Origin of the sequence: Nonomuraea sp. NPDC049419, from assembly GCF_040676995.1 — a bacterium.
Classification (GTDB): Bacteria; Actinomycetota; Actinomycetes; order Streptosporangiales; family Streptosporangiaceae; genus Nonomuraea; species Nonomuraea salmonea.
On record NZ_JBFAQB010000040.1, the window covers coordinates 1 to 21,147 of the forward strand.

General features: G+C 70.5%; 17 protein-coding genes. 8 read left to right on the forward strand and 9 right to left on the reverse strand.

From position 1 onward, the window contains the following. Positions 1–226: 226 nt before the first annotated feature. Complete coding sequence (locus tag AB0K12_RS48000; RefSeq protein ID WP_364576011.1) at positions 227–1,489, forward strand: pentapeptide repeat-containing protein; 1,263 nt, start codon at positions 227–229, stop codon at positions 1,487–1,489. A 29-nt stretch (positions 1,490–1,518) separates the two neighbouring features. On the opposite strand, the gene AB0K12_RS48005 is transcribed toward AB0K12_RS48000, so the two are convergent. The 3 genes from AB0K12_RS48005 to AB0K12_RS48015 all read right to left on the reverse strand — a co-directional run bounded on the left by AB0K12_RS48005 (position 1,519) and on the right by AB0K12_RS48015 (position 4,493). Next, a complete protein-coding gene (locus tag AB0K12_RS48005; RefSeq protein ID WP_364576013.1) occupies positions 1,519–1,839 on the reverse strand; it encodes a hypothetical protein in 321 nt (106 codons plus the stop codon). Further along, on the reverse strand, positions 1,836–2,153 hold the full coding sequence (locus tag AB0K12_RS48010) for a hypothetical protein (protein WP_364576015.1): 318 nt from the start codon (positions 2,151–2,153) through the stop codon (positions 1,836–1,838). The genes AB0K12_RS48005 and AB0K12_RS48010 overlap by 4 nt, the downstream gene beginning before the upstream one ends. A gap of 135 nt (positions 2,154–2,288) precedes the next feature. Then, on the reverse strand, positions 2,289–4,493 hold the full coding sequence (locus AB0K12_RS48015) for a helix-turn-helix domain-containing protein (protein ID WP_364576017.1): 2,205 nt from the start codon (positions 4,491–4,493) through the stop codon (positions 2,289–2,291). A gap of 136 nt (positions 4,494–4,629) precedes the next feature. Between AB0K12_RS48015 and AB0K12_RS48020 the strand changes: the two genes are divergently transcribed. Then, the gene (locus tag AB0K12_RS48020; RefSeq protein WP_364576020.1) at positions 4,630–5,430 is read left to right on the forward strand and encodes a nuclear transport factor 2 family protein; all 801 of its coding nucleotides are present in this window, start codon (positions 4,630–4,632) and stop codon (positions 5,428–5,430) included. A gap of 151 nt (positions 5,431–5,581) precedes the next feature. Here the strand turns inward: AB0K12_RS48020 and AB0K12_RS48025 are convergent, their stop codons facing one another. From AB0K12_RS48025 to AB0K12_RS48045, 5 genes are all read right to left on the reverse strand, one after another. Next, entirely contained in the window at positions 5,582–6,262 is a 681-nt protein-coding gene (locus AB0K12_RS48025; protein WP_364576022.1) for a hypothetical protein, read from the reverse strand. 21 nt (positions 6,263–6,283) lie between these two features. Beyond that, entirely contained in the window at positions 6,284–6,442 is a 159-nt protein-coding gene (locus tag AB0K12_RS48030) for a hypothetical protein (RefSeq protein WP_364576024.1), read from the reverse strand. A 228-nt stretch (positions 6,443–6,670) separates the two neighbouring features. Then, entirely contained in the window at positions 6,671–6,823 is a 153-nt protein-coding gene (locus AB0K12_RS48035; protein WP_364576026.1) for a hypothetical protein, read from the reverse strand. A gap of 455 nt (positions 6,824–7,278) precedes the next feature. Next, positions 7,279–7,515: a beta-galactosidase gene (locus tag AB0K12_RS48040; protein WP_364576028.1), complete on the reverse strand. Its 237-nt coding sequence runs from the start codon at positions 7,513–7,515 to the stop codon at positions 7,279–7,281. A gap of 164 nt (positions 7,516–7,679) precedes the next feature. After that, on the reverse strand, positions 7,680–8,759 hold the full coding sequence (locus tag AB0K12_RS48045) for a LacI family DNA-binding transcriptional regulator (protein WP_364576030.1): 1,080 nt from the start codon (positions 8,757–8,759) through the stop codon (positions 7,680–7,682). A 299-nt stretch (positions 8,760–9,058) separates the two neighbouring features. Between AB0K12_RS48045 and AB0K12_RS48050 the strand changes: the two genes are divergently transcribed. The 4 genes from AB0K12_RS48050 to AB0K12_RS48065 all read left to right on the forward strand — a co-directional run bounded on the left by AB0K12_RS48050 (position 9,059) and on the right by AB0K12_RS48065 (position 17,980). Continuing rightward, entirely contained in the window at positions 9,059–11,767 is a 2,709-nt protein-coding gene (locus AB0K12_RS48050; RefSeq protein ID WP_364576032.1) for a Tat pathway signal sequence domain protein, read from the forward strand. Between the two features lie 23 nt (positions 11,768–11,790). Then, on the forward strand, positions 11,791–13,623 hold the full coding sequence (locus tag AB0K12_RS48055) for a hypothetical protein (RefSeq protein ID WP_364576034.1): 1,833 nt from the start codon (positions 11,791–11,793) through the stop codon (positions 13,621–13,623). A gap of 29 nt (positions 13,624–13,652) precedes the next feature. Then, positions 13,653–15,581, forward strand: coding sequence for a DUF2264 domain-containing protein (locus AB0K12_RS48060; protein WP_364576036.1), 1,929 nt, complete (start codon positions 13,653–13,655; stop codon positions 15,579–15,581). A 455-nt stretch (positions 15,582–16,036) separates the two neighbouring features. Next, positions 16,037–17,980, forward strand: a complete 1,944-nt coding sequence (locus AB0K12_RS48065; protein WP_364576038.1) for a hypothetical protein — start codon at positions 16,037–16,039, stop codon at positions 17,978–17,980. A 44-nt stretch (positions 17,981–18,024) separates the two neighbouring features. On the opposite strand, the gene AB0K12_RS48070 is transcribed toward AB0K12_RS48065, so the two are convergent. Then, complete coding sequence (locus AB0K12_RS48070; protein WP_364576040.1) at positions 18,025–19,038, reverse strand: hydroxyacid dehydrogenase; 1,014 nt, start codon at positions 19,036–19,038, stop codon at positions 18,025–18,027. 234 nt (positions 19,039–19,272) lie between these two features. Between AB0K12_RS48070 and AB0K12_RS48075 the strand changes: the two genes are divergently transcribed. Then, positions 19,273–20,259, forward strand: a complete 987-nt coding sequence (locus AB0K12_RS48075; protein ID WP_364576043.1) for an ABC transporter permease subunit — start codon at positions 19,273–19,275, stop codon at positions 20,257–20,259. Continuing rightward, positions 20,256–21,143, forward strand: coding sequence for a carbohydrate ABC transporter permease (locus AB0K12_RS48080; protein WP_364576045.1), 888 nt, complete (start codon positions 20,256–20,258; stop codon positions 21,141–21,143). The genes AB0K12_RS48075 and AB0K12_RS48080 overlap by 4 nt, the downstream gene beginning before the upstream one ends. Positions 21,144–21,147: the final 4 nt, after the last annotated feature.

A 21,147-nucleotide genomic window follows, 5' to 3' on the forward strand; every position in this document is an offset into this window, starting at 1 on the left:
CGACCCGTTACGACAAGCTCGCCGTACGCTACGAAGCCGTCGTCATCATCGCTGCGATCAACCAGTGGCTCAGTGCCTTATGAAACACGACCTAGTCCGGCTGCTCTGGCTGCTGTTGACCGTGGCCATGATCGGCGCCTGTTCGGCGGCAGCCCTGCTAATGAGTGGCCCGGACTGGACGCGCTGGGCCCTGGCTGGACTGGCTTTAGCGGGAGGGGCCAGCTTGATGATCGCGTTCCTGATCGGCCCAGCGGCCCGCCGCCTGGCCGGCGAGACTACCCCACTGACCGTCGCCGAACGCCGGCAGCTGACCCCCAACGAGCGCGTAGAGGCTGTCAACGCCGCCCGTCACACCCTGATACAAGCCGCCACCGGCCTGGTGGTCATCGGCGGCGTGGTGTTCACCGCCCAGGGCCTCTGGTACACCGCCAAATCGTTGGAAACCTCTCGCGATGCCCAGCTGACCGCAGTACAGGGACAGATCACCGACCGCTACACCAAGGCTGTCGAGCAGCTCGGCTCATCCACGGAGGGTGTGCGCCTGGGGGGCATCTACGCTCTGCAGCGCCTGGCCGCTGACTCCTCCACCGACCGCGACACCATCCGCAACGTCCTGGCCGCCTACGTCCGAGACCACGACCTCTGCACCCCGCGCGACGGCGAACGTAAACTCCCCAAGCAGTGCACCGCCGCAAGCCTGGACGCCCTCGATGAGATACCACTCGCCAGACCCGATGCCGACGTGCTCGCGGCTCTGACCATCGCTCCCACCTTGGCTCCGCGCACCGTCGAGCAAGTCACTGTCTCCACCGCCATCGGTCGTGCCGTTCAGGCCCGCACCATGGAGGGTCGCGCCGACTTCTCCCATGCGCGCTTTCCTCGTGCAGACTTGGGCGCCGCCTATCTGCAAAACGCATACTTGAAGGAAGCGGATCTTCGCCTCACGAACCTGGGCGAGGCGAACTTGCGCAGCGCATACCTGCGTCGCGCAAACCTGATCGGTGCGGACCTGCGTTTCGCAGACCTGACCGGCGCCTACCTGGCTGGCGCGAATCTGCGCAATGCGAGACTGCTCCGGACGCATCTGGTCGACGTGGACTTGACCGGCGCGAACCTGAGCGGCACGGACCTGACCGCTACGTACCTGAGCGGCGCGACCCTGTACGTAGCCGATCTAAGCGAAGTAGTCCTGAACGGCCAAGATCTGCGCGGCGCAGATCTGCGCTCCGCGGTGCTGATCAACTCGAACCTGGGCGGTACGAACCTGAGCAACGCGAACCTGAGCGGTGCGGACCTGCACGGCACCACCCTGTGGAGTGCGAACCTGAGCAGCGCGAACCTGCGTGACACCGACCTGCAAGGCGCGAGCCTGTGGCGGGCAAACCTGCGGGGCGCAGACTTGCGAGGCGCAAACCTGGAGAAGGTGCAGGGGATGACCGAACAGGAGATTCGGGCTGTGGCCATTGTCGATGCCGGAACACGGTTTTAAGCGCGCTTAGGGAGTGTCTGACCGATGATCTACGTGCAGGGTTGAATGTCGGTCGTGGTGCGACGTGGTGAGCTGACCGACAAGGAGCGGGAACAGCGTGTCGAAGGGGTGAACGACTCGACGCGTGCGTTCGACGGCACGCGCAGGTCGCCGGGGGCGATCTCGCGGCCGCCGAGCCCGGCCACGACAAGCACGTCCTCGCCGGCCAGCGCGTCGAGCGTCGGTTGGACGAGATCGGTCAGGTCGTGGTTGGCCACCGTGCCCTGGGTGAGCGCGACGACCCTCCGCTGCGGCCACGTCCCGTAGAAGGCGCTGTCGTGGACGACGGCCGCGTCCGGCTGCTGCGTCAACACTTCTTGCAGCACGGTGTTCTGTGCCGGCGCCATGTCGGTGAACCAGCCGAACGTGGTCTCCAAAAAGGCCGGGCCGGCGCCAGCTCGTGCAGCCACGGCTGCAGCTCACCGAGGCGGCGGTCGTCGAAGTCGGCCGGTCCGGCCAGCGGGATGAACGCGGCCCCCGTCGCTTCGGCCTGGGGCGCGAACCGGCTGCCGCTGACGACCGTGACGCGCCGTCCCGCGCCGACGAGGTGGCGGGCGAGGTTCAGGACCGGCCGGATGCGACCGGTGAGCGGGGTCGCGGCGAGCACGATGGGTGCGGCTGCCATGGGAGGGCTTCCTCGGGACAGACGGAGGGTCGGCCCACAGGGTCGGCCGACCCGGTGAACCCGATCCTGGGCACCCGCTCGCGGGAGACAACCAGACACCGCCCGGACAGCGCCGGTACGGGTGGACGGCCGGGCTCAGTCCCGCCCGGAGGCGGTGTCGGCACGCCGGACAAGCTCCCGGAACCGCTCGCCGAGCTCAGCGGTGTCCAACGGGGGTGCGTCCGACCCGGCCACGCCCTCCCACCACTGCGCCGACGCCACGTCACCGAGGTCGGCCGCAACGGCCGCGGCCACGCCCGCCAGGTGTGCTCGCGGCCGGTGCCCGTCCCGCTGGGCGGCCAGCTCGCCGGCGACGGCGAGCATCACGGCCGCGTCATCCAAGCGTCCCTCGCCGCGGGCGGCCTGCGCGCACTCCGCGAGGACCGCGGGCACCGAGAATCCGCTGCCCAGCTCCTGCGCCGTGGCAGCGGCCGCCCGCCAGTGCCGCGCCGCCGCGGCCCGGTCACCGCGCAGCAGCGCGCCGTCCCCGCAGCCGATGGGCACGTGCACGGCCGCCCACACGTCGCGTTCAACGTCGAGACGCTCCTTCATGTGGGCCTCTGCCCTGGCCAGCAGAGCCCCCGAACCATCGAAGTCCTTCAGGCGCAGCGCCGCCGCCGACGCGAAGATCGCCGCCTCCGCGGCCAGCGAGGCGTCGTCGATCCGCTCGGCCAGCCGCATCGCCCGCTCCGCGGTGGCGAACAGGTCCGCGGCGACGCGGTTGAACCCGGCGCGCGCCACCAACCACCGGGCCCGGCCCCGCTCGCTCAGGTCGTCCTCGTGCAGGCGGTCGGTCCAGGCGATGCCTTCGTGGGTGTGCCCGGTCATCCACAGCGGCAGCCACACCGACCACAGCAGCTCGGCGGCGTCGTCGTGCCGGCGGTCGTCGACGAGCTGGTCGAAGCCGAGCCGCAGCACGTGGCGATCGACCTCGACCTGCTCGACCGCCGTCATGTCGCCACGGCCCCGGATCCGCGCACCGTGTTCGCGCGCCGCCCGCAGGGCCCATCGGGCCACGCCCCGACGGGCCTGTTCCCGGTCGGTCGGTTCGAGCGTCTCGAGCGCGTACCGGCGGATCGGTTCCAGCAGCCGGAACCGAGCGACCAGTCCCGCCTCGTCGCCGCGGGTGACCAGTGAGTGCTCGATCAGCTCGGTAAGCGCACCCACCGCGTCCGGCGCGTCCAGCGCGGCGATCGCGTCAACGGTGTCGAGGGAGAAGCTGCCCGGGACCAGAGCGAGCCGAGGGAGCAGTCGCCGGGCCGCGGGGCCGAGCATCCGGCAGCTCCACTCGATGGTGGCCGCCATGGTGCGTTGCCGCGCCGGCAGGTCCAGCGGGCCGCCCACGGGCAGATCCGTCAGCTGATCAACCCGCTGAAGCAGTGCCCGTGGCCCGAGTCGGGCGGCCGCGGCGGCCAGGAGCTCGATGGCCAGTGGCAGCCCGTCGGCCCGCCGGCACAGCTGCGCGACGGCACCGTCGTCCCCGCTCGCGGCGGGCGGTGGCGCGCCGGCGGCGGCCAGCCGCTCGCCGAAGAGCCGCATGGCCGCCGCCGGGCCGAGCGGGGCGATGCGCACCTCACGTTCCCGGCGCACCCGCAGCGGGACGCGGCTGGTGGCCAGGACCACCAGGTCGGGGGCTGCCGCCAGCAACTCGACCAGCTGCGGGCCGCAGGCCGTCACGCGCTCGAGGTTGTCGAGCACGAGCAGGGCCGACGTCCCGGCGAGGTGCGCGGCGAGGCCGGTCACCGTGTCGGCGTGGAATCCCGCGGCGCGGGCCACGACGGCGACTACGTCGTCGGGGTCGGTGACGTCGGTCAGGTCGGCGAAGTACACGCCGCCCGGGTGATCGGCGGCCACCGCATCCGCAGCCACCAGCGCGACGGTGGTCTTGCCCACCCCACCCGGGCCGGTGAGCGTCACCAGCCGGCCCGGCGTGGCGCGCAGGGCGGCGACGATCTCGGCGACCTCGTCGTCCCGCCCGACCACGGGGACGGCCGGAGGCGACGGCGGGCGGGTCGTCAACGTGCGGGCCGGCATTTCGAGGGCCCCGTCCCCGGCCCGGCCCAGGGTGGACAGCAGCGCCATGCGGTCGGCGTCGCGGAGTTGCAGCGCCGAGGCCAGCCTCCGCACGGTGTGCGGCTGGGGCTGGGTCCGCCGCCCGCGTTCCAACGCGCTGACCGCGTCGACGGACAGCCCGGCGGCGGCGGCCAGCTCCTGCTGGGTCAGCGACCTGGCCTCCCGCAGTTCACGTAGCTTGGCCGCGAAGCTGCTCGTCTTGCGCGCCGGCCCTGACGAATCGTTCACGAGCTTGATTATGACCGCCACGGTCGGAGCGGCGTCCGGGCGGTGTCCGGGCGGTGTCCGGTTGTCGGGCAACACCCCCGATGTTCATGCTCGACAGTGACAGCACGAACCAGAGAGCTAGCTAGGAGATCGACGCATGCTCCCCCAGGCCCTCCACGCACTGCGCGAGGCGATCAACTCCCACGACCCGGAGCGGATAGCCGCTTGCTTCACCGACGACTACGTGGCTGAACGACCGCTGCGACCGGCCGAGGGATTCATCGGTTCCGACCATGTCACCGCGAACTGGACGAAGATCTTGGCCGGCCTCCCCGACCTGCAGGCGGAGATTCTGCGCCACGCCCAAAATGACGACGAACTGTGGTCGGAGTGGGAGTACCGGGGGACTGCGCCAACCGGGGCGACGGTCGTGCTGCGCGGCCCGGTGGTGCTCACCACCCGTGACGGGCGGATCGCATGGGCCCGGTTCTACCCCGACCGGGTCGTCATGGACGACCCAACCCACATCACCGTCTCCCGGGTGCTGGACGCCCCGGCCGAACGGATCTTTGCGGTGCTCCGCGACCCTCGCCTCCACCCCGAACTCGACGCCACCGGCTCCCTGCGGCACGCCGAAACCGCACACCTGGTCGACGCCATCGGCGACACCTTCATCGTGACCATTCACAACGAGAGGGGCGACGACCGGATCGAGAACCACATCGTGGCGTTCACGGAGAACCGACTCATCGCCTGGGACCTCGCCCGTCCAGGGCAGCGCCCCGAGGGCCACCGATTCACCTGGAGCCTCACCCCGACCTCCGACGGCCGCACCGAGGTAACCCAGACGTACGACTGGGCTGCGGTCACCCACCCGGCAGCACTGTCTCACCTGCCGCTCGTGTCCGCCGATGAGCTCGAAGGGTCGTTGACTCGTCTGGCCGCGGCGGTGGCGTAGGGCGGCCAAGAGACTCGGGCACACACCATCAGACCTATTCACACAAGAGGAGAAACAACAACGATCGACGGATTCACCGGCGCCTTCGCGGAGGTCAACGGCACGCGGCTGCACTACTTCTCCGGGGGCCAGGGCGATCCCAGGCCCTGTCTCACATTCGGTGGTGACGGAGCGCGCCGTTGTCCGAGGAGGATGCGGTGGCGCAAGCGCGGTTGGTGGTGATGGCGGCCTTGCCGCCCTCGGGGGGTTTGGGCTGTTCGCACAGGGGCGCGCAGGTGAGCAGGCCGGCACCGGGGAAGGTGGTGCCGGAGGATTCGTAGGCGTGGTCGATCGACGCGACGACGTACCCGCGGCTGGCCAGGTCCTCGGCGAGGGCGGTGAGGCCGGCCCGGGGCAGGCCGAGGCCTGGCGAGAGGACTACCAGGGGATGGCGGCCCGGCTCCGGGCGGGCGCCGGTGCGGGCGTAGGTGCGGGTGCCGCTGATGGCCTCCGCTGTCAGGCCGGTGCCGGGCGCCTTGCGCTGGATCAGGGACGCGGCCTCTTCCTTGGTCATGTACGGGGCGGGGTCGCCGGTGGCGGAGCGGGCGGGGTAGTGCAGGGAGAGCATGAGCCGGCGCGGGCCGGATGCGGGGACCCAGGGGTCCTTGCGGCTGGTGTCGACCAGGGACAGGATGTCGCGGCCGACCGGGTCGGCCCCGGTGGGACGGGGCAGTTGCAGGTGGAGATCGGTGGTGGCCGCCGTGCTCGTGGTGGCGCAGGCCATGGGGGCGCAGGCCGTGGTCAGGGCGAGGCAGGCCGCCGCAGCGACGGCAGGCAGGCGCGGGGTCTTCATCGGCTTCCTTCCAGCAGGTGGTCAGACGTCGCGGCGGCGCACGACGAGCAGGGTAAGGACGGCGGCGGCCAGCGGCCAGAGCGCGAAGACGGCCCAGGAGCCGGCCACGGTGGGCAGGGCGGGGCCGTCGCGGAGCTGGGGCAGGCCCAGGCAGGTACGCCAGACGTAGAAGGGGATCAAGGCGTACAGGTTGTTGAGCGCTCAGGCCGCTGAACGCCTCCGACAGGGAGTTGGACCTGGCCCTCTCCATCGGGGTGAAGCCGGGCCAGGCGTTGTGGGCATCTAGGCTGCTCTGCACGGCGAACGCGATGATGGCCAGGACGCCGAGCCCGAACAGCCAGTGGGTGGAGCGCAGCGACCGGAGTTTGATCCATGCAGCGGCGATGAGATCGCCGAAGCGGGCTGAGGTCATCGCGGGTCACCGCCTCCCACGGCGCTGTGGTGCCCGTCCCGCTGTGCGGCCCGATGTTCTGCCCGGTGCTCGGCGTAGCCGGCGGTGAGCTCCATGAAGGCCTGCTCCAGCGAGGCGAGGTCGCCGCCGTCGAGGGTGCCGCTGGGCACGGCGCCGCGGGCGCGGGGGGTGCCGGCACTGGCGAAGCGGAGCGGGCGGTTGCCGTTCAGCGGGGCTTATCAGCAGATGCTGGAGTCGTTCGCGGGTCCGGCAGATCCGCTCGTCGATCTTCGCTCTGCAGACTCCCCGTGAGGAGGCCGCTCCGAGCCTGCGTACGCAGATCGTCGATCTGGTGAAGGGGGCGGGCGCGCACCTGGGGTTCATGCCGGGCCTGCGGATGGAAGGCCAAGTCGACACCGTGGTGCCCGAGTCTGTCGCCGAGCACCTGCTGGCCGTGCCGCGCGAGGCTTTGTCGAATCGTCTCCGACCACCCACTGCGCGGTTTCCGGCACGTGCCCGAGGCGAGGCTGCCCCTGGGTGCCCGTCATGGCAGCCTGCTGCCCATCACCGCTGAGGAGAAGCAAGACCTGATGCAGAGGTACGGCTCATGAACGACGACCTGCAGCTAGCCCCGTTCTCCGCACGTGAGGTGGTTGGAAGATCGCCGGGTTGCTGTGGTGATCGTTGCGAGCCATGGCGGGGGAGAGGAGGTCGCGGTGGCGAGCGCCACCCGTACGCCGCCGGCGTGCAGGCGGTCGAGCACCGCGTCGAGCCAGCCGAAGGCGAACTCGCCGTCGCGAGGCTCCAGCTGCGCCCATGAGGAGATGGCCACGCTGACGAGGCGCACTCCCGCCTGGCGCATCAGCTCACGTCGTCGATCTGGATGTCGAGCGGCCACCGCTCGGGGTTGTATCGCCTCCGTAGGCGAGTCCGAGGAAGTCGAGGGGCCAGGTCCGGTCGCTCATCGGTGTGGTGTCTCCCAACGTGGGTCGTCCTCCACGCCGTACGGGCGGCGGGCCGCCGGAGCTACGTGCCCGTGCCGCGGAGGGGGCGGACGGAGTCGCGGACGATGATGTGGGTGCCGAGCAGCACGTGTTCGGCCATGGGCGTCCTGTCGCGGGCGTGTTCGAGGGCCAGGCGGACGGCGGTGCGGCCCAGCTCCTCGTGCGGCACGTGGACGGTGGTGAGGTCGATGTCGGCGGCCGGCGGCAGGTCGTCGAAGCCGACCAGGGAGACGTCGTCGGGGACGCGCAGACCCTCCTCCCGCAACGCCTGGCGGGCACCGGCCGCGATGAGGTCGTTGCCGGCGAAGACGGCCGTGAAGTCGCGCGGCCCGGCGCCGAGCCGTTCGCGGACCATGCGGTACCCGTCGCTGCGCTCCATCGTGCCCTCGACCTCCAGACCGGGGTCGTGCGGCACGCGGTAGTCGGCGAGGGCGTTGCGGTAGCCGGCGACGCGGCTCTCGGGCGTGGTGTAGCCGTCGCGCCGGCCGAGGAACAGGATGCGCCGGTGGCCGGCCGACAGCAGGTGGCTGGTGATGGCGTAGGCGCCGCCCGTGTTGTCGTACTCGACGACGAGGGCGGGCACGTCGGGGCCGAGTGCCGGGCGGCCGCACAGGACCAGCCGCGACCCCGCGAGCGCCAGCGCCCGGGCGTATTCGCCCATCCGCTCGCGGTAGGCGTCGTCGTTTACGACGTTGCCGACCAGGATCACGCACTCGGCGTGCTCCTGGCGCATCAGCTGCACGGTGGCCAGCTCGCGTTCGGGATCGCCCCCGGTGGTGCCGACGATGCAGAGCTTGCCCTCGACCGCGGCCTGGGCGTGCACCCCCTGGGCGACGTGTGCGTAGTGGGGGGAGACGACGGAGTTGACGATGATGGCGACGCTGTTGCTGCTCTGGCCGGCCAGTCCCCGGGCGTGGGCGTTGGCCACGTAGTCGAGTTCACGGACCGCCCGCAGTACCTTACTGCGGGTGGCGGGCGCGCTGGGATAGGTGCCGGACAGGATGCGCGAGACCGTGGCGACGGACACGCCCGCATGTGCGGCCACGTCGCGGATCGTCGCGGATCGCCGGCCCTTGTCGTCGGATGCCGTGCGCCGCGCCATGCCACCTCCACCTGGCACCAACCAGCATAGTAAACCGCTTACACCTGATGTTTCCTCGTTGCTCCGGTGGTGTCAAATCGCTCCGTGTGGCGTCGGAGCAGGGAGAGACGTCCATCATGGCGCTGCGTTGCGGTTTTGCATGAGAACCGTATCCCTGCGAGGAGAAGATCTCTTGACAGCATCAGCTGGTCGTGCTGCTATCAAGCGGCAGTAAACGGTTAAACAACTGGCCGTTTCATCGGTGTGACGCGTACCGAGTGGAGCCCCCCATGGCGATGATGTCCCGACGGAACTTGCTCTTGAGCGCGGCGGCGATCGGCGCCACCGGACAGCTCGGCCTGCCCACCGAACCGGCCAGGGCCGTGGCCGAGGCGTTCGAACAGCCGGCGACGGCCAGCGGCTTGCTGGAGGACGGCGTCAAGCTCCGCTGGCTGGAAGGTGGTGCTCCCCGTGAGCTGGCCGCCGGCGCCACCTGGGGAGTGCCGTGGCCGAAGGGGACCGTGCCGAGGGACCAGACCTTCGCGCTGGGCACCGCCGCCGGGCAGCAAGTCCCTGTCCAGACCTGGGCCACGGCGTACTGGCCGGACGGGTCGTTGAAGTGGACCGCGCACGCCATCGGCGCCGACGTCGCGCCGGCCGAGGAGTATGTGCTCACCGCGGGCCGGGCCGCCACGCCCACTGCGGCCGTGACCGTCAAGGACGGCCGTGACCAGGTCGAGGTGAACACCGGCGCGATCCGCTGCCTGATCCCGAAGAAGGGGGACCGAATGGTCCGCTCGATCCTTCGCGGCGACCGCGAGATCGCGCGCGACGGCAGGCTGGTCTGCCTGCGGCAGGACGGCCCCGGCGACGACGAGGGCGGTTCCGTCAAGCAGGAGAGGTTCGACGGGCGCACCGAGAAGGTGACGGTCGAACAGTCCGGTCCGGTCCGCGCGGTGGTCAGGATCGAGGGCGGGCACCGGCGCGGCGGCCGGTCGTGGCTGCCGTTCACGGTGCGCCTGTACTTCTACGCGGGCAGCGACGGCATCCGCGCGGTGCACAGCTTCGTGTTCGACGGCAACGAGAAGAAGGACTTCATCAGCGGCCTCGGCATCCGGTTCGACGTGCCGATGCGCGGCGAACTGTACGACCGGCACGTGCGCTTCGCCGGGCAGGGCGACGGTGTCCTGTCGGAGGCGGTGCGCGGCCTCACGGGGCTGCGCCGCGACCCGGGCGCGGCGGTCCGCCGCGCGCAGGTCGCCGGGCAGGCCGCCCCGCAGGTGGAGACCTGGGACACCCGGGTCAGCTCGCGGCTGAACCTGATCCCCGCCTTCGGCGACTACTCGCTGCGCCAGTTGTCGGCGGACGGTTTCCAGATCCGCAAGCGGACCAAGCCCGGCCACGGTTGGATCTCGGTGGACGCGGGCGGCCGCGCGGGCGGCCTCGGATACGTGGGCAGCCCGGAGGGCGGGTTCGCCTTCGGCATGCGCAACTTCTGGCAGCTGCACCCGACGCAGCTCGACATCCGGGGCGCGGCGGGCGAGAGCGCCGAGGTCACCCTGTGGCTGTGGTCGCCCGAGGCCGAGGCGATGGACCTGCGCTTCTACCACGACGGCATGGGCCAGGACACCTACCCCGAGCAGCTCGAAGGACTGGAGATCACCTACGAGGACTACGAGCCGGGTTTCGGCACGCCGTACGGGATCGCGCGCACGACGGAGCTGATGTTCTGGGCGCTGGAGGCGACCCCGGCGGCCGCGAAGGTCGCGGAGCTCGCCGACGCTGTGCGGACACCTCCGCTGGTCGTCGCGGCTCCCGCGCACCTGCACGCGGCCGGCGTGTTCGGCGACTGGTCGCCGGTGGACCGTTCGACGCCGGCCCGGGCAGAGATCGAGGACCGGCTGGACTTCCTGTTCACCTACCACAGCGGCCAGGTCGAGCAGCGGTCCTGGTACGGCTTCTGGGACTACGGCGACATCATGCACTCCTATGACGGCGACCGGCACGTGTGGCGCTACGACGTCGGCGGCTACGCCTGGGACAACTCCGAGCTGTCCACTGACCTGTGGTTGTGGTACCACTACCTGCGCACCGGCAGGGCCGAGGCGTTCCGCTTCGCCGAGGCGATGACCCGGCACACCGGCGAGGTCGACGTCTACCACCTGGGCAAATGGCGAGACCTCGGCACCCGGCACGGCGTGCAGCACTGGGCCGACAGCGCAAAGCAGGCCCGCATCAGCAACGCCGGGTACCGCCGGTTCCTCTACTTCCTGACCGCCGACGAACGGGTCGGCGACCTGCTGCGCGACCTGGTCGACGTGGATCGGACGTTCCTCGTCCTGGACCCGGTCCGCAAGATCCGCACCGAGCCGTACGAGCCGGACCCCCACGCCCTGGGCGTCGGCACCGGCACCGACTGGAGCGGCCTGGCGCTGGCCTGGCTGACCGAGTGGGAGCGCGGCGGCGCGCCGATCGCCCGCGAGAAGCTGCTCAACGGCATGCGCAGCATCGCTGCGATGCCGAACGGGTTCGTGCGGGGCAGCGGCCTGTACGACCTCGACGACGGCACCTTCAAGCCCACCGAGCCGGCCGTCAGCGTCGGATCGCTCGGCGCCGTGTTCGGGCTGGTCGAGCTGTGCAGCGAGGTGATCTCGCTGACCGGCGACGAGGCGTTCACCAAGGCGTGGCTGCAGTACTGCCGCCTCTACAACGGCACCGCGGCCGAGCAGGAGGCGGAGACCGGCCAGTCGTTCGGCAGCCAGAACCTGCGCCAGGCGCACTCCCGGCTCACCGCCTACGCCGCCGCCAAGCTGAACGACCCCGCCCTGGCCGCACGGGCCTGGAAGGAGTTCGACACCGGCCACGCCGGATACCCGAAGACTCTCAGGTTCACCTCGACGAAGGTCGAGGGTCCCGCCGTGCTCAAGCCCGTCGACGAGACTACGTTCGCCTCGGCCAACGCCTCCGCCCAGTACGGCCTGGCCGCCATCCAGTGCCTCGCTCTCGTCGGCGACGCGTTGCCCGCGTAAACCCCCGAGACAAGGAGCCCTCGATGAGACTCACACCCTTACGACGGACCGCCGTCCTCGCGGCGGCGGTCCTCGTGGCGGGCACGGCGACGATCGCCGTGCCCACCTCCGCCTCGACGGCCGCCGTCGGCCGGCCGATGGAGAACCTCGGCCGTGGCGTCGTGGCCGTGCGCACCGGCGCGACCGGCGTCCTGGTCACCTGGCGGCTGCTGGGCCTGGACCCGGACGGCATCGGCTTCGACGTCTATCGCTCCCCCGCCGGCGGCGCGGCCGTCAAACTCAACACCGCCCCGCTGACTGGCGGCACCAACTTCGTGGACTCCACGGCCGACCTCACCCGGAGCAACAGCTACTACGTCAGGCCGGTGATCAACGGAGCCGTGCAGCCGGCGAGCGAATCCTTCACGCTCACCGCCGATCACGCCGTCGAGCCCGTGGTCCGCATCCCGCTGCGCGCGGGCGGCCCGGTGAAGTTCACCTGGGTCGGCGACCTCGACGGCGACGGCGCCTACGACTACGTCATCGACCGGCAGACCTCCCCGCAGATGATCGAGGCCTACCGGAGCGACGGGCGGTTCCTCTGGTCGGTGAACATGGGGCCGAACAGCACCGACCAGGACAACATCGAGAGCGGCTCGGCCACCATCGACGTCGGCCACTGGGACGGGGTCACCGTCGGCGATCTCGACGGCGACGGCCGGGCCGAGGTCGCGCTCAAGGTCGCCAACGGCGTCACCTTCGGCAACGGAGCCAGGCACACCGAGTCCGACAACACGCGCCAGTCCATCGCCATCCTCGACGGCCGCACCGGGGCACCCCGCGCCACGGCGCCGGTGCCCACGGACTACCTGGCCGACGGCCCGATGGGCGCCCGCTTCGGCATCGGCTCCCTCGACGGGACCGGCAACAGCCTGGTCGCGTACATGAAGAACCGCGTCGGCAACGGCGGCTTCAACCTCATGATGACCGCCTGGAAGTTCGACGGCCGGACGCTCACCCGACAGTGGAAGTGGCTGCGCGGCAACGGAACCATGGCCGATGGCCACAACACGCGCATCGTGGACGTCAATGGCGATGGCAAGGACGAGATCGCCGAGATCGGGTTCGTGCTCAACGGCGACGGCACCCTGCGCTACTCCCTGGCCGGCGCGGGTATCGTCCACGGGGACCGGTTCCACATCGCCAAGATGGATCCCGGCCGCCCCGGCCTGCAGGGCTACGGCGTGCAGCAGGACAACCCCAGCGGCCTGCGCGAGTACTACTACGACGCCCGCACCGGCGCCATGATCTGGCAGCACGTCGAGGGCGGCGTCGGCGACGTGGGCCGCGGTATGGCCGGCGACATCGACCCGCGCTTCCCCGGCATGGAGGTCTGGTCCTTCTCCGGCCTCTACAACGCGCGGAGCAACCAGCTCACCGAGCCGAACACCGAGCTGCGGCCCTGGCCGCAGCTCGGGCTGTGGTGGGACGGCGACCTGACCATGGAACTGCTCAACGACGGCAAGTTCGAGAAATGGGACCCGGCCAGCCCGAAGCCGACCAACAGCCTGCCGCGGCTCCTCACCGCCTCGCAGTACGGCGCGGTCACCGCCGCCCAGGGCGGACCGACCCTCATCGGCGACATCCTCGGCGACTGGCGGGAGGAGGCCGTCTACACCAATGCGAGCTACAACGAACTGATTATCTTCACCACGAACCAGCCCACGAACACCCGGCTGTACACCCTGGCGCACAACCCCGCCTACCGCAACGGCATGACCCTCAAGGGATACATGCAATCGCACCACGTCGACTACTTCCTCGGCGCCGGGATGACCAGGCCACCCCGGCCGAACATCACCTACACCGGCGGCTGAACCGCCGACGACACTTCTAGGATCCCGCCATGTCACTGCGCCTCCCACCCCCCGACGAACGCCTGTCCCCCCACACCGGCTGGACCCGAGGGCACTGGGAGGCCATGGCAGACCATCTGCTCGACTCCGCGGTGCCGTACGCCACAGAGAGCTTCGCTCAGTTCCGCCTGCCCGGCAGGCCCAGCCGGGCCGGGACGGTCAGCGACGGCCTGGAGGGGTTCGCCCGCACCTTCCTGCTCGCGGCCTTCCGCATCGCCGGCGCGAGCGGCGCCGTGCCGCCCGCACTGCTCGAGCGCTACGCGAGCGGCCTGGCCGCCGGGACCGAACCCGGCCACCGGTACGCCTGGCCGGAGCTGGCCGACATGTCACAGCAACTCGTCGAGGCCGCCTCGATCGCGATCGCGCTGCACGAGACCCGGCCCTGGCTGTTCGACCGCCTCCCGCCCGTCCAGCAGGAGCAGGTGGTGGCGTGGCTGGCAGGGGCCGTCGGGCGACGCACCCCGGACAGCAACTGGGTCCTCTTTCGGGTGGTCGCCGAGCAGTTCCTGGCTGAGGTGGGCGGACCGTACGAGCCAGCCGAGATCACCGACGGCCTGGAGCGGATCGAGGAGTGGTACGCCGGCGACGGCTGGTACTCCGACGGCCGGGGCAAGAATTTCGACTACTACTGCGGCTGGGCGATGCACCTCTACCCGTCGCTGTGGGCCAGGATGGCCGGCGACACCGCCCGCGGGGCGGTCTACGCGACCCGGCTCGGCCGCTTCCTGGAGCAGTACCAGCACTTCTTCGCCGCCGATGGCGCCCCGGTGCACCAGGGGCGCTCGCTGACCTACCGGTTCGCGACGGTCGCGCCGCTCTGGGCGGGCGCGCTGACCGGCGCCTCACCTCTGCCGCCCGGCCGCACCCGGCGCATCGCGAGCGGTGTCCTGCGGCACTTCGCCGAGCGGGGAGCGCCGGACGGACGCGGCCTGCTCACCATGGGCTGGTACGACCCCTTTCCGCCCATGGTGCAGAACTACTCGGGGCCCGCGTCGCCGTACTGGGCCAGCAAGGGGTTCCTTGGCCTGCTGCTGCCCCCGGAGCATCCAGTGTGGACAGAGGCGGAGGAGGTGGCCCCCGTCGAGCTCGCCGACCAGACGGTTGCCATGCCCGCGCCCGGCTGGCTGCTGCACGCCACCCGGGACGACGGCATCGTACGGCTGGTCAACCACGGCAGCGACCACGACCGCGGCTACGACCCCGCCAGGCCACCCGACCCGCACTACCTCAAGCTCGCCTACACCAGCCACACCGGGCCCGACGTGGGGGAGAAGGCTGGCGGTGTGGACAACCACCTGTCGGTCGTCGCGCCGGACGGGACCGGCTCCCTGAGGAGGCTCATCGAGCCGCTGGCCGTGTCGGACCGGTTCGCCGCCTCCGCCTACCGCGACGGCCCCGTCCGCGTGGTGACGGCCTCGGTGCTCGACGGCGCGTCAGAGATCAGGATCCACCGGGTGACCGCCCCCGCCGGGCACCGAGTGCGGGACGGCGGTCACGCCCTGGCCGCGACGGCCCCGCTCGACCTGCGCGACGGTGACGGCGTGGCGTCCGCCCGCCGCCCGGATGGGCTGCGCACCGCCGTACACGCCCTGCACGGCTACACGGGCACGGGTGTGGCCACGGCGCAGGGCGCCAACGCCTTCGGCGTGCACTCGGCCACGCCGTACGCCGTCGCGGACGCCCACCCTGGCGGCACCGCCCTCTACGTCAGCCTCGTACGGCTCGCCGCGACGCCCGACGACCCGCCCGCGCCCACCGTGGACGTCGAGGGCGAGCGGGTCGTCCTGACGCTCCCCGGCGGCGAGACGGTGACGGTGCACCTGGGTGACGTGCCCACCTGCGAACGCCGAACCGCCGAAGATGCCTCACCGGCGTGCTTCGAGCGGCGCCCAGGGGGCGCCGGTGCCGTCCATCCGTGACCAGAGGGCCGGGTCGTGGGCGGGGGCGTCCGGCGGGCGAGCAGGTCGTCGTGGCCAGGCGCGGGATCTGGTGGATGCCGTGGCCCATGGTGGGGCCGCCGCCTTCCATCGCCCGGTTGCCGCGCCAGGGCACCTCCTGCAGCACCTCTCACTCCTCGGTTACCTGAAATGCGCATGTAAACCGTTTGCGTGCGCCGGGTTCGCCTGCTCACGACGCTCTTGACGAGCTGAGTGGCTCATGTTGAGATCCATCATAGTAAACGGTTCAACTTCCGATCAGGTCCTCGCGGACACCTCGACCGGCTGCGGGCGACGATTGGCGTCACTCGCCCGGCCGCTCCCGAGGCCATCCGGATCGCCAAGCGTGGTGGCCCCCCTTCACGATCGTGGCCCCGTACCCGAGCCGACGGTTCGGCAGCGGTGCCCTGATTCCCTTTCGGCAACGGAGGAGATCGATGACGACACGACATCGGCGGGGCAGACCCCGCCGCCTGACGACACTGATCGCGCTGACCGGTCTGGCGCTCGGCGCCGTGACCGCACCGGCGGCGTCGGACGCGGTGCCTGGCCCGGCACCGCATGGGGACGCGGCCGGCAAGGCCGGTGCGCGGGTCATGGAGCGGCTCGACCGCGGGGTGGTCGCCGTGCGGTCGGGTGAGAAGGAGGTGCTGGTCAGCTGGCGCCTGCTCGGGCTCGATCCCGAGGGCATCGGGTTCGACGTCGAGCGGTCCACCGACGGAGGGCCGTACCGCAAGCTCAACCGCAAGCCTCTCACCGGTGGCACCAACTACGTCGACGCCACCGCCGACCTGGGCAAGTTGAACCGCTATCGCATACGGCCGGTCATCGACCGCCGGCCGCAGCCGCCGAGCAAGCCGTTCGCCCTGTCCGCGGGCCATGCGGTCGAGCCGGTAGTGCGGGTCCCGCTACGCGCGGGCGGACCGGTCAAGTTCGTCTGGGTGGGCGACCTCGACGGTGATGGCGCCTACGACTACGTGCTGGACCGCCAGACCGCTCCGCAGAAGATCGAGGCCTACCGCAGCGACGGCACGTTCCTATGGGAGATGGACCTCGGTCCCAACAGCATGGAGCAGGACAACATCGAGGGCGGCTCTTCCACCGTCGATGTCGGTCACAACGACGGCGTCACCGTCTACGACCTCGACAGCGACGGCCAGGCCGAGGTGGCGATCCGGATCGCGAACGGCGTCACATTCGGCGACGGCAGGACTTTCACCGCGGGCGCGGACGACACGGCCCAGTTCATGGCCATCGTGGACGGCCGGACAGGGCGGCTGCGGGCCAGCGCCCCCGTTCCCGGCGACTACACCGCCGACGGGCCGATGTACGCCCGCTTCGGCGTGGGCTACCTGGACGGCAAGACGCCCAGCCTGGTCGCCTACATGAAGAACCGGATCGGCAACGGCGACTTCAACCTGATGGAGAGCGCCTGGAGGTTCGACGGCCGCTCGCTCCGCCTGCAGTGGAAGTTCCTGCGTGGCGACCAAAACCTGCCGGACGGGCACAACACTCGCATCGTCGACGTGGACGGCGACGGCAGGGACGAGGTCGGCGAGATCGGGTTCGTGCTCAACGGCGATGGCACTCTTCGCTACAGCCTCGCCCCGCAGGGAGTGCGCCACGGCGACCGGTGGTTCATCGCGGACATCGACCCCGGTCGGCCCGGACTGGAGGGGTACGGCATTCAGCAGGACCACCCCGACGGGCTGCTCGACTACTACTACGACGCACGCACCGGCTCCATCATCTGGAAGCACAGCAGCGCCCTCCCGGCCGACGCGGGCCGCGGCATGGTCGCCGACATCGACCCCCGCCATCCGGGCATGGAAGTGTGGTCGATCAACGGCGAGGTCAACTACGAGCAGGGCAGGCCGACGGGCCTCTATAACGCCGCGACCAACCGGCTCACCGAACCCGACACCACCAAGCAGCCGTGGCCGCACATGGGCGTGTGGTGGGACGGCGACCCGCTGCGGGAACTGTTCAACGCCGACCCTTTCCCCGACCGGCGCGACGCCCGGATCGAGAAGTGGGACCCGGCCAACCCGGCCCCGCCGCCCGCCCTGCCCCGCCTGGTGACCACCTCTGCATACGGCGCGGTCACTGCCAACGGCAACGCGGTCTACCCCCACCTGGTCGCCGACATCTTCGGCGACTGGCGCGAAGAGGTCGTGCTGACCAGCCCCGACTACGACGAACTGGTCATCTTCACGACCGACCGGCCGAGCGACATCCGGCTCTACACCCTGGCGCACAACCCCGCCTACCGCAACGGCATGACCCTCAAGGGCTACCTGCAGTCGAGCAACGTCGACTACTTCCTCGGCCACGGCATGACCACCCCGCCACGGCCGAAGATCAGGTACGCCGGTCGCTGATCCGCCGCGAGGCTTCGGTCACCGGCCGAAGCCTCGCGCCGCGGTCATGCGATGTACGGGAGCTGCTCGGGCTCGACGCGCCCGAGCAGCGGCGCGCCGTTGACGAACCGGCTCACCTCGGCGACGGCGAACTCGCCGAGCCGGCGCAGCTCGCGCCCCTGGGCCCCGGCCAGGTGCGGCGTGACCAGGACGTTGGACATGCCCAGGAGCGGATGCCCCGGCGGCAGCGGCTCGGGTTCGGTGACGTCGAGGATGGCCGAGACCCTGCCGTCAGCGCACGCCCGGGTCAGCGCCTCGGTGTCGATCAGTGACCCGCGGGCGGTGTTGATGACCATCGCCCCGTCGGGCAGCAGGTCCAGCCTGCGGCCGTCGAGCATGTGGCGGGTCTCGGGCAGCGCGGGGGCGTGCACGGTGACGAGGTCGCTGCGGCGACACAGATCGTCCATGCCGACCAGCTCGGCGCCGAGGCGCGCGGCCTCGGCACGGCTGACATAGGGGTCGTGCAGCAGGACCTCGACGTCGAACTGGCGCAGCCGGTGCAGGACATGGCGGCCGATCCGGGACGCTCCGATGACGCCGACGGTGCAGCCGTGCAGGCCGGTGCCCTCGCCGGAGAGCCAGTCCCTGGGGGAGTCCTCGCCAGCGGCCGCATACCGCCTGGCGCGGCTGAACGCCTGCTTGGCCCCCAGCACGAGCATGGCGATCGTGTAGTCGGCGACGGGGACGGCGTTGGCCTCGGCAGCGGAGGACACAACGACCCCGTGCTCGAACACGACGGGATCGACGCGGGCCTTCACCGTGCCGGCGGCGTGCACGAGCGCCCGCAGCCGGGGCGCCGCGGCCAGCACGTCGGCGTCGATGCGCGGGCAGCCCCATCCGGTGATCAGGAGGTCCGCCTTCTCCAGGGCCGCAGCGGCCGCCGGCCCGGCCAGCGAGGTGAACCTCGCCGCCGGGTCGATGTCGACCAGTTGCCGTAACCGGGTGAGCAGGTCGGCGGGGAAGACGCCGTCGAACGCCCAGGGGGCGATGGCGAAGACCGCGACCGGGCGCCGTGACACGTGAACTCCTTCGAGAGGCGTGAGGTGAAGCATGTAACCGCTTCCGCAAACCAGGCCACTCTATGTGGACACGTGCCGATCTACAACGTTGACCTTCCCCAGAAGTCCCTGGAAATAAGGATGACAGCTACCGGAAGTCTCCAAAGTTGCTGTTGACGATGGAATGTAAGCGTTTTATGTTGATGAACATTCTGTTTCGGAGTCGGCACCGCGAGAGAGGCGTAGCACGTGAGCATGACGCGGGTCCGTGGCGGCACCGGCGGAACCAGCCCGCCGATCGAGAAGACACCGATCGGGCCTGGTGACTCCTCACGCCGCCGCCATGCGCGGCGCATCCGGGCCGACCGCGTACTCCTGCTCATCGCGGTGCCAGGTCTGCTGTACTTCCTGGTCTTCCACTACGGCGCGCTGTTCGGAAACGTGCTGGCCTTCCAGGACTACATCCCGTTCCTCGGGATCTCGGGCAGCGAGTGGGTGGGCCTGACCCACTTCGAGCGCATGTTCACCGATCCGGCGTTCTGGAACGCTGTTCAGAACACGCTGGTCATCGCCGTCCTGCAGCTGGTGTTCTTCTTCCCCGCTCCGCTGGCGCTGGCCCTGCTGCTGCACAGCATCGTGGGCGACACCGTCAGGAAGTTCGTGCAGAGCGTGGTCTACCTGCCGCACTTCCTGTCGTGGGTGATCGTGCTCGCGTTGTTCCAGCAGATGCTGGGCGGGGCGGGCGTGGTCAACGGCTGGCTGTCGGACCTGGGCGCGGGCAGCGTCTCGATCATCGGCAACCCGGGCGCGTACGGGCCGTTGGTGGTGGCGCAGCTGATCTGGAAGGAGTGCGGCTGGGCCACGATCATCTTCCTGGCGGCGCTGTCACAGGTGGACGAGCAGCAGTACGAGGCCGCCGCCATCGACGGCGCGAGCTGGGGGCGGCGGCTGTGGCACGTGACCCTGCCCGCCATCCGGCCGGTCATCGTGCTGCTGCTGGTTCTGCGGCTGGGGGAGTTCCTGTCCATCGGCTTCGAGCAGTTCTTCCTGCAGCGTCAGTCCGTCGGCCCGGAGGCCGGTGAGGTGCTGGAGACGTTCGTCTACTTCACCGCCTTCGCCGGCGGCGACTTCGGCTACGCCGCCGCCGTCGGGCTGTTCAAGGGCGTGATCGGCATCGTGCTCATCTACACCGCCAACAAAGTGGCACACCGGCTGGGCGAGCAGGGGGTTTACCGAGCATGAGCACAACGAGCGCGCCGGCCTGGATGGGCCGCCCCGGCCCCGCCGTACGGGCCGCCAAGGCGGTCGCGCTGACCGTCGTGGTCCTACTGGTGATCTTCCCGCTGTGGATGGTGCTGGCCACGAGCCTCGCGAGCCCGCAGAACGTGATAGACAACGGCGGCTGGGTGATCTGGCCGCGGGAGTTCTCGTTCGGCGCGTACACCGACATCCTGCAGGGCGGCATCATCACCCGAGCCCTGCTGGTCAGCACCGGGATCACCCTGGTCGGCACGGCGCTCAGCCTGACCTGCACGATCGCCCTGGCGTACACGCTGAGCTGGCCCAAGGTGTACGGCGGCAAACCGATGCTGCTGCTGGTGCTGTTCACCTTCCTGTTCCCGCCGGGAATGGTGCCGCTGTTCCTGGTCGTGCAGAGCACCGGCCTGGTGGACAACTATGCCGCGCTGATCCTGCCCTTCCTGATCAACGTGTTCAACCTGGTCGTGATGCGCGGCTTCTTCCAGTCCATCCCGCAGGAGCTGATCGACGCCGCCCGCATGGACGGCGCCGGGGAACTGGCGATCCTGCGCAAAGTCGTGCTGCCGCTGTCGAAGGCGGTCATCGCGGTGATCGGCCTGTTCTACGCGGTCGCGTACTGGAACCGCTTTTTCGAGGCGATCATCTACTTCAACGACCAGACCAAGTGGCCGATCGGCACCGTCCTGCGACAGTACGTCACCGGCGGCGCCTCCCTCGCCGAGACCTCCGGTGAAGTGGCCAACGCCTCACCGCAGTCCGTGCAGATGGCCGTCGTCATCCTCGCGACGCTGCCCATCGTGTGCGTCTACCCGTTCCTGCAGCGCTACTTCGCCAAGGGTGTCCTCACCGGGGCCTTGAAGGCCTGACCCC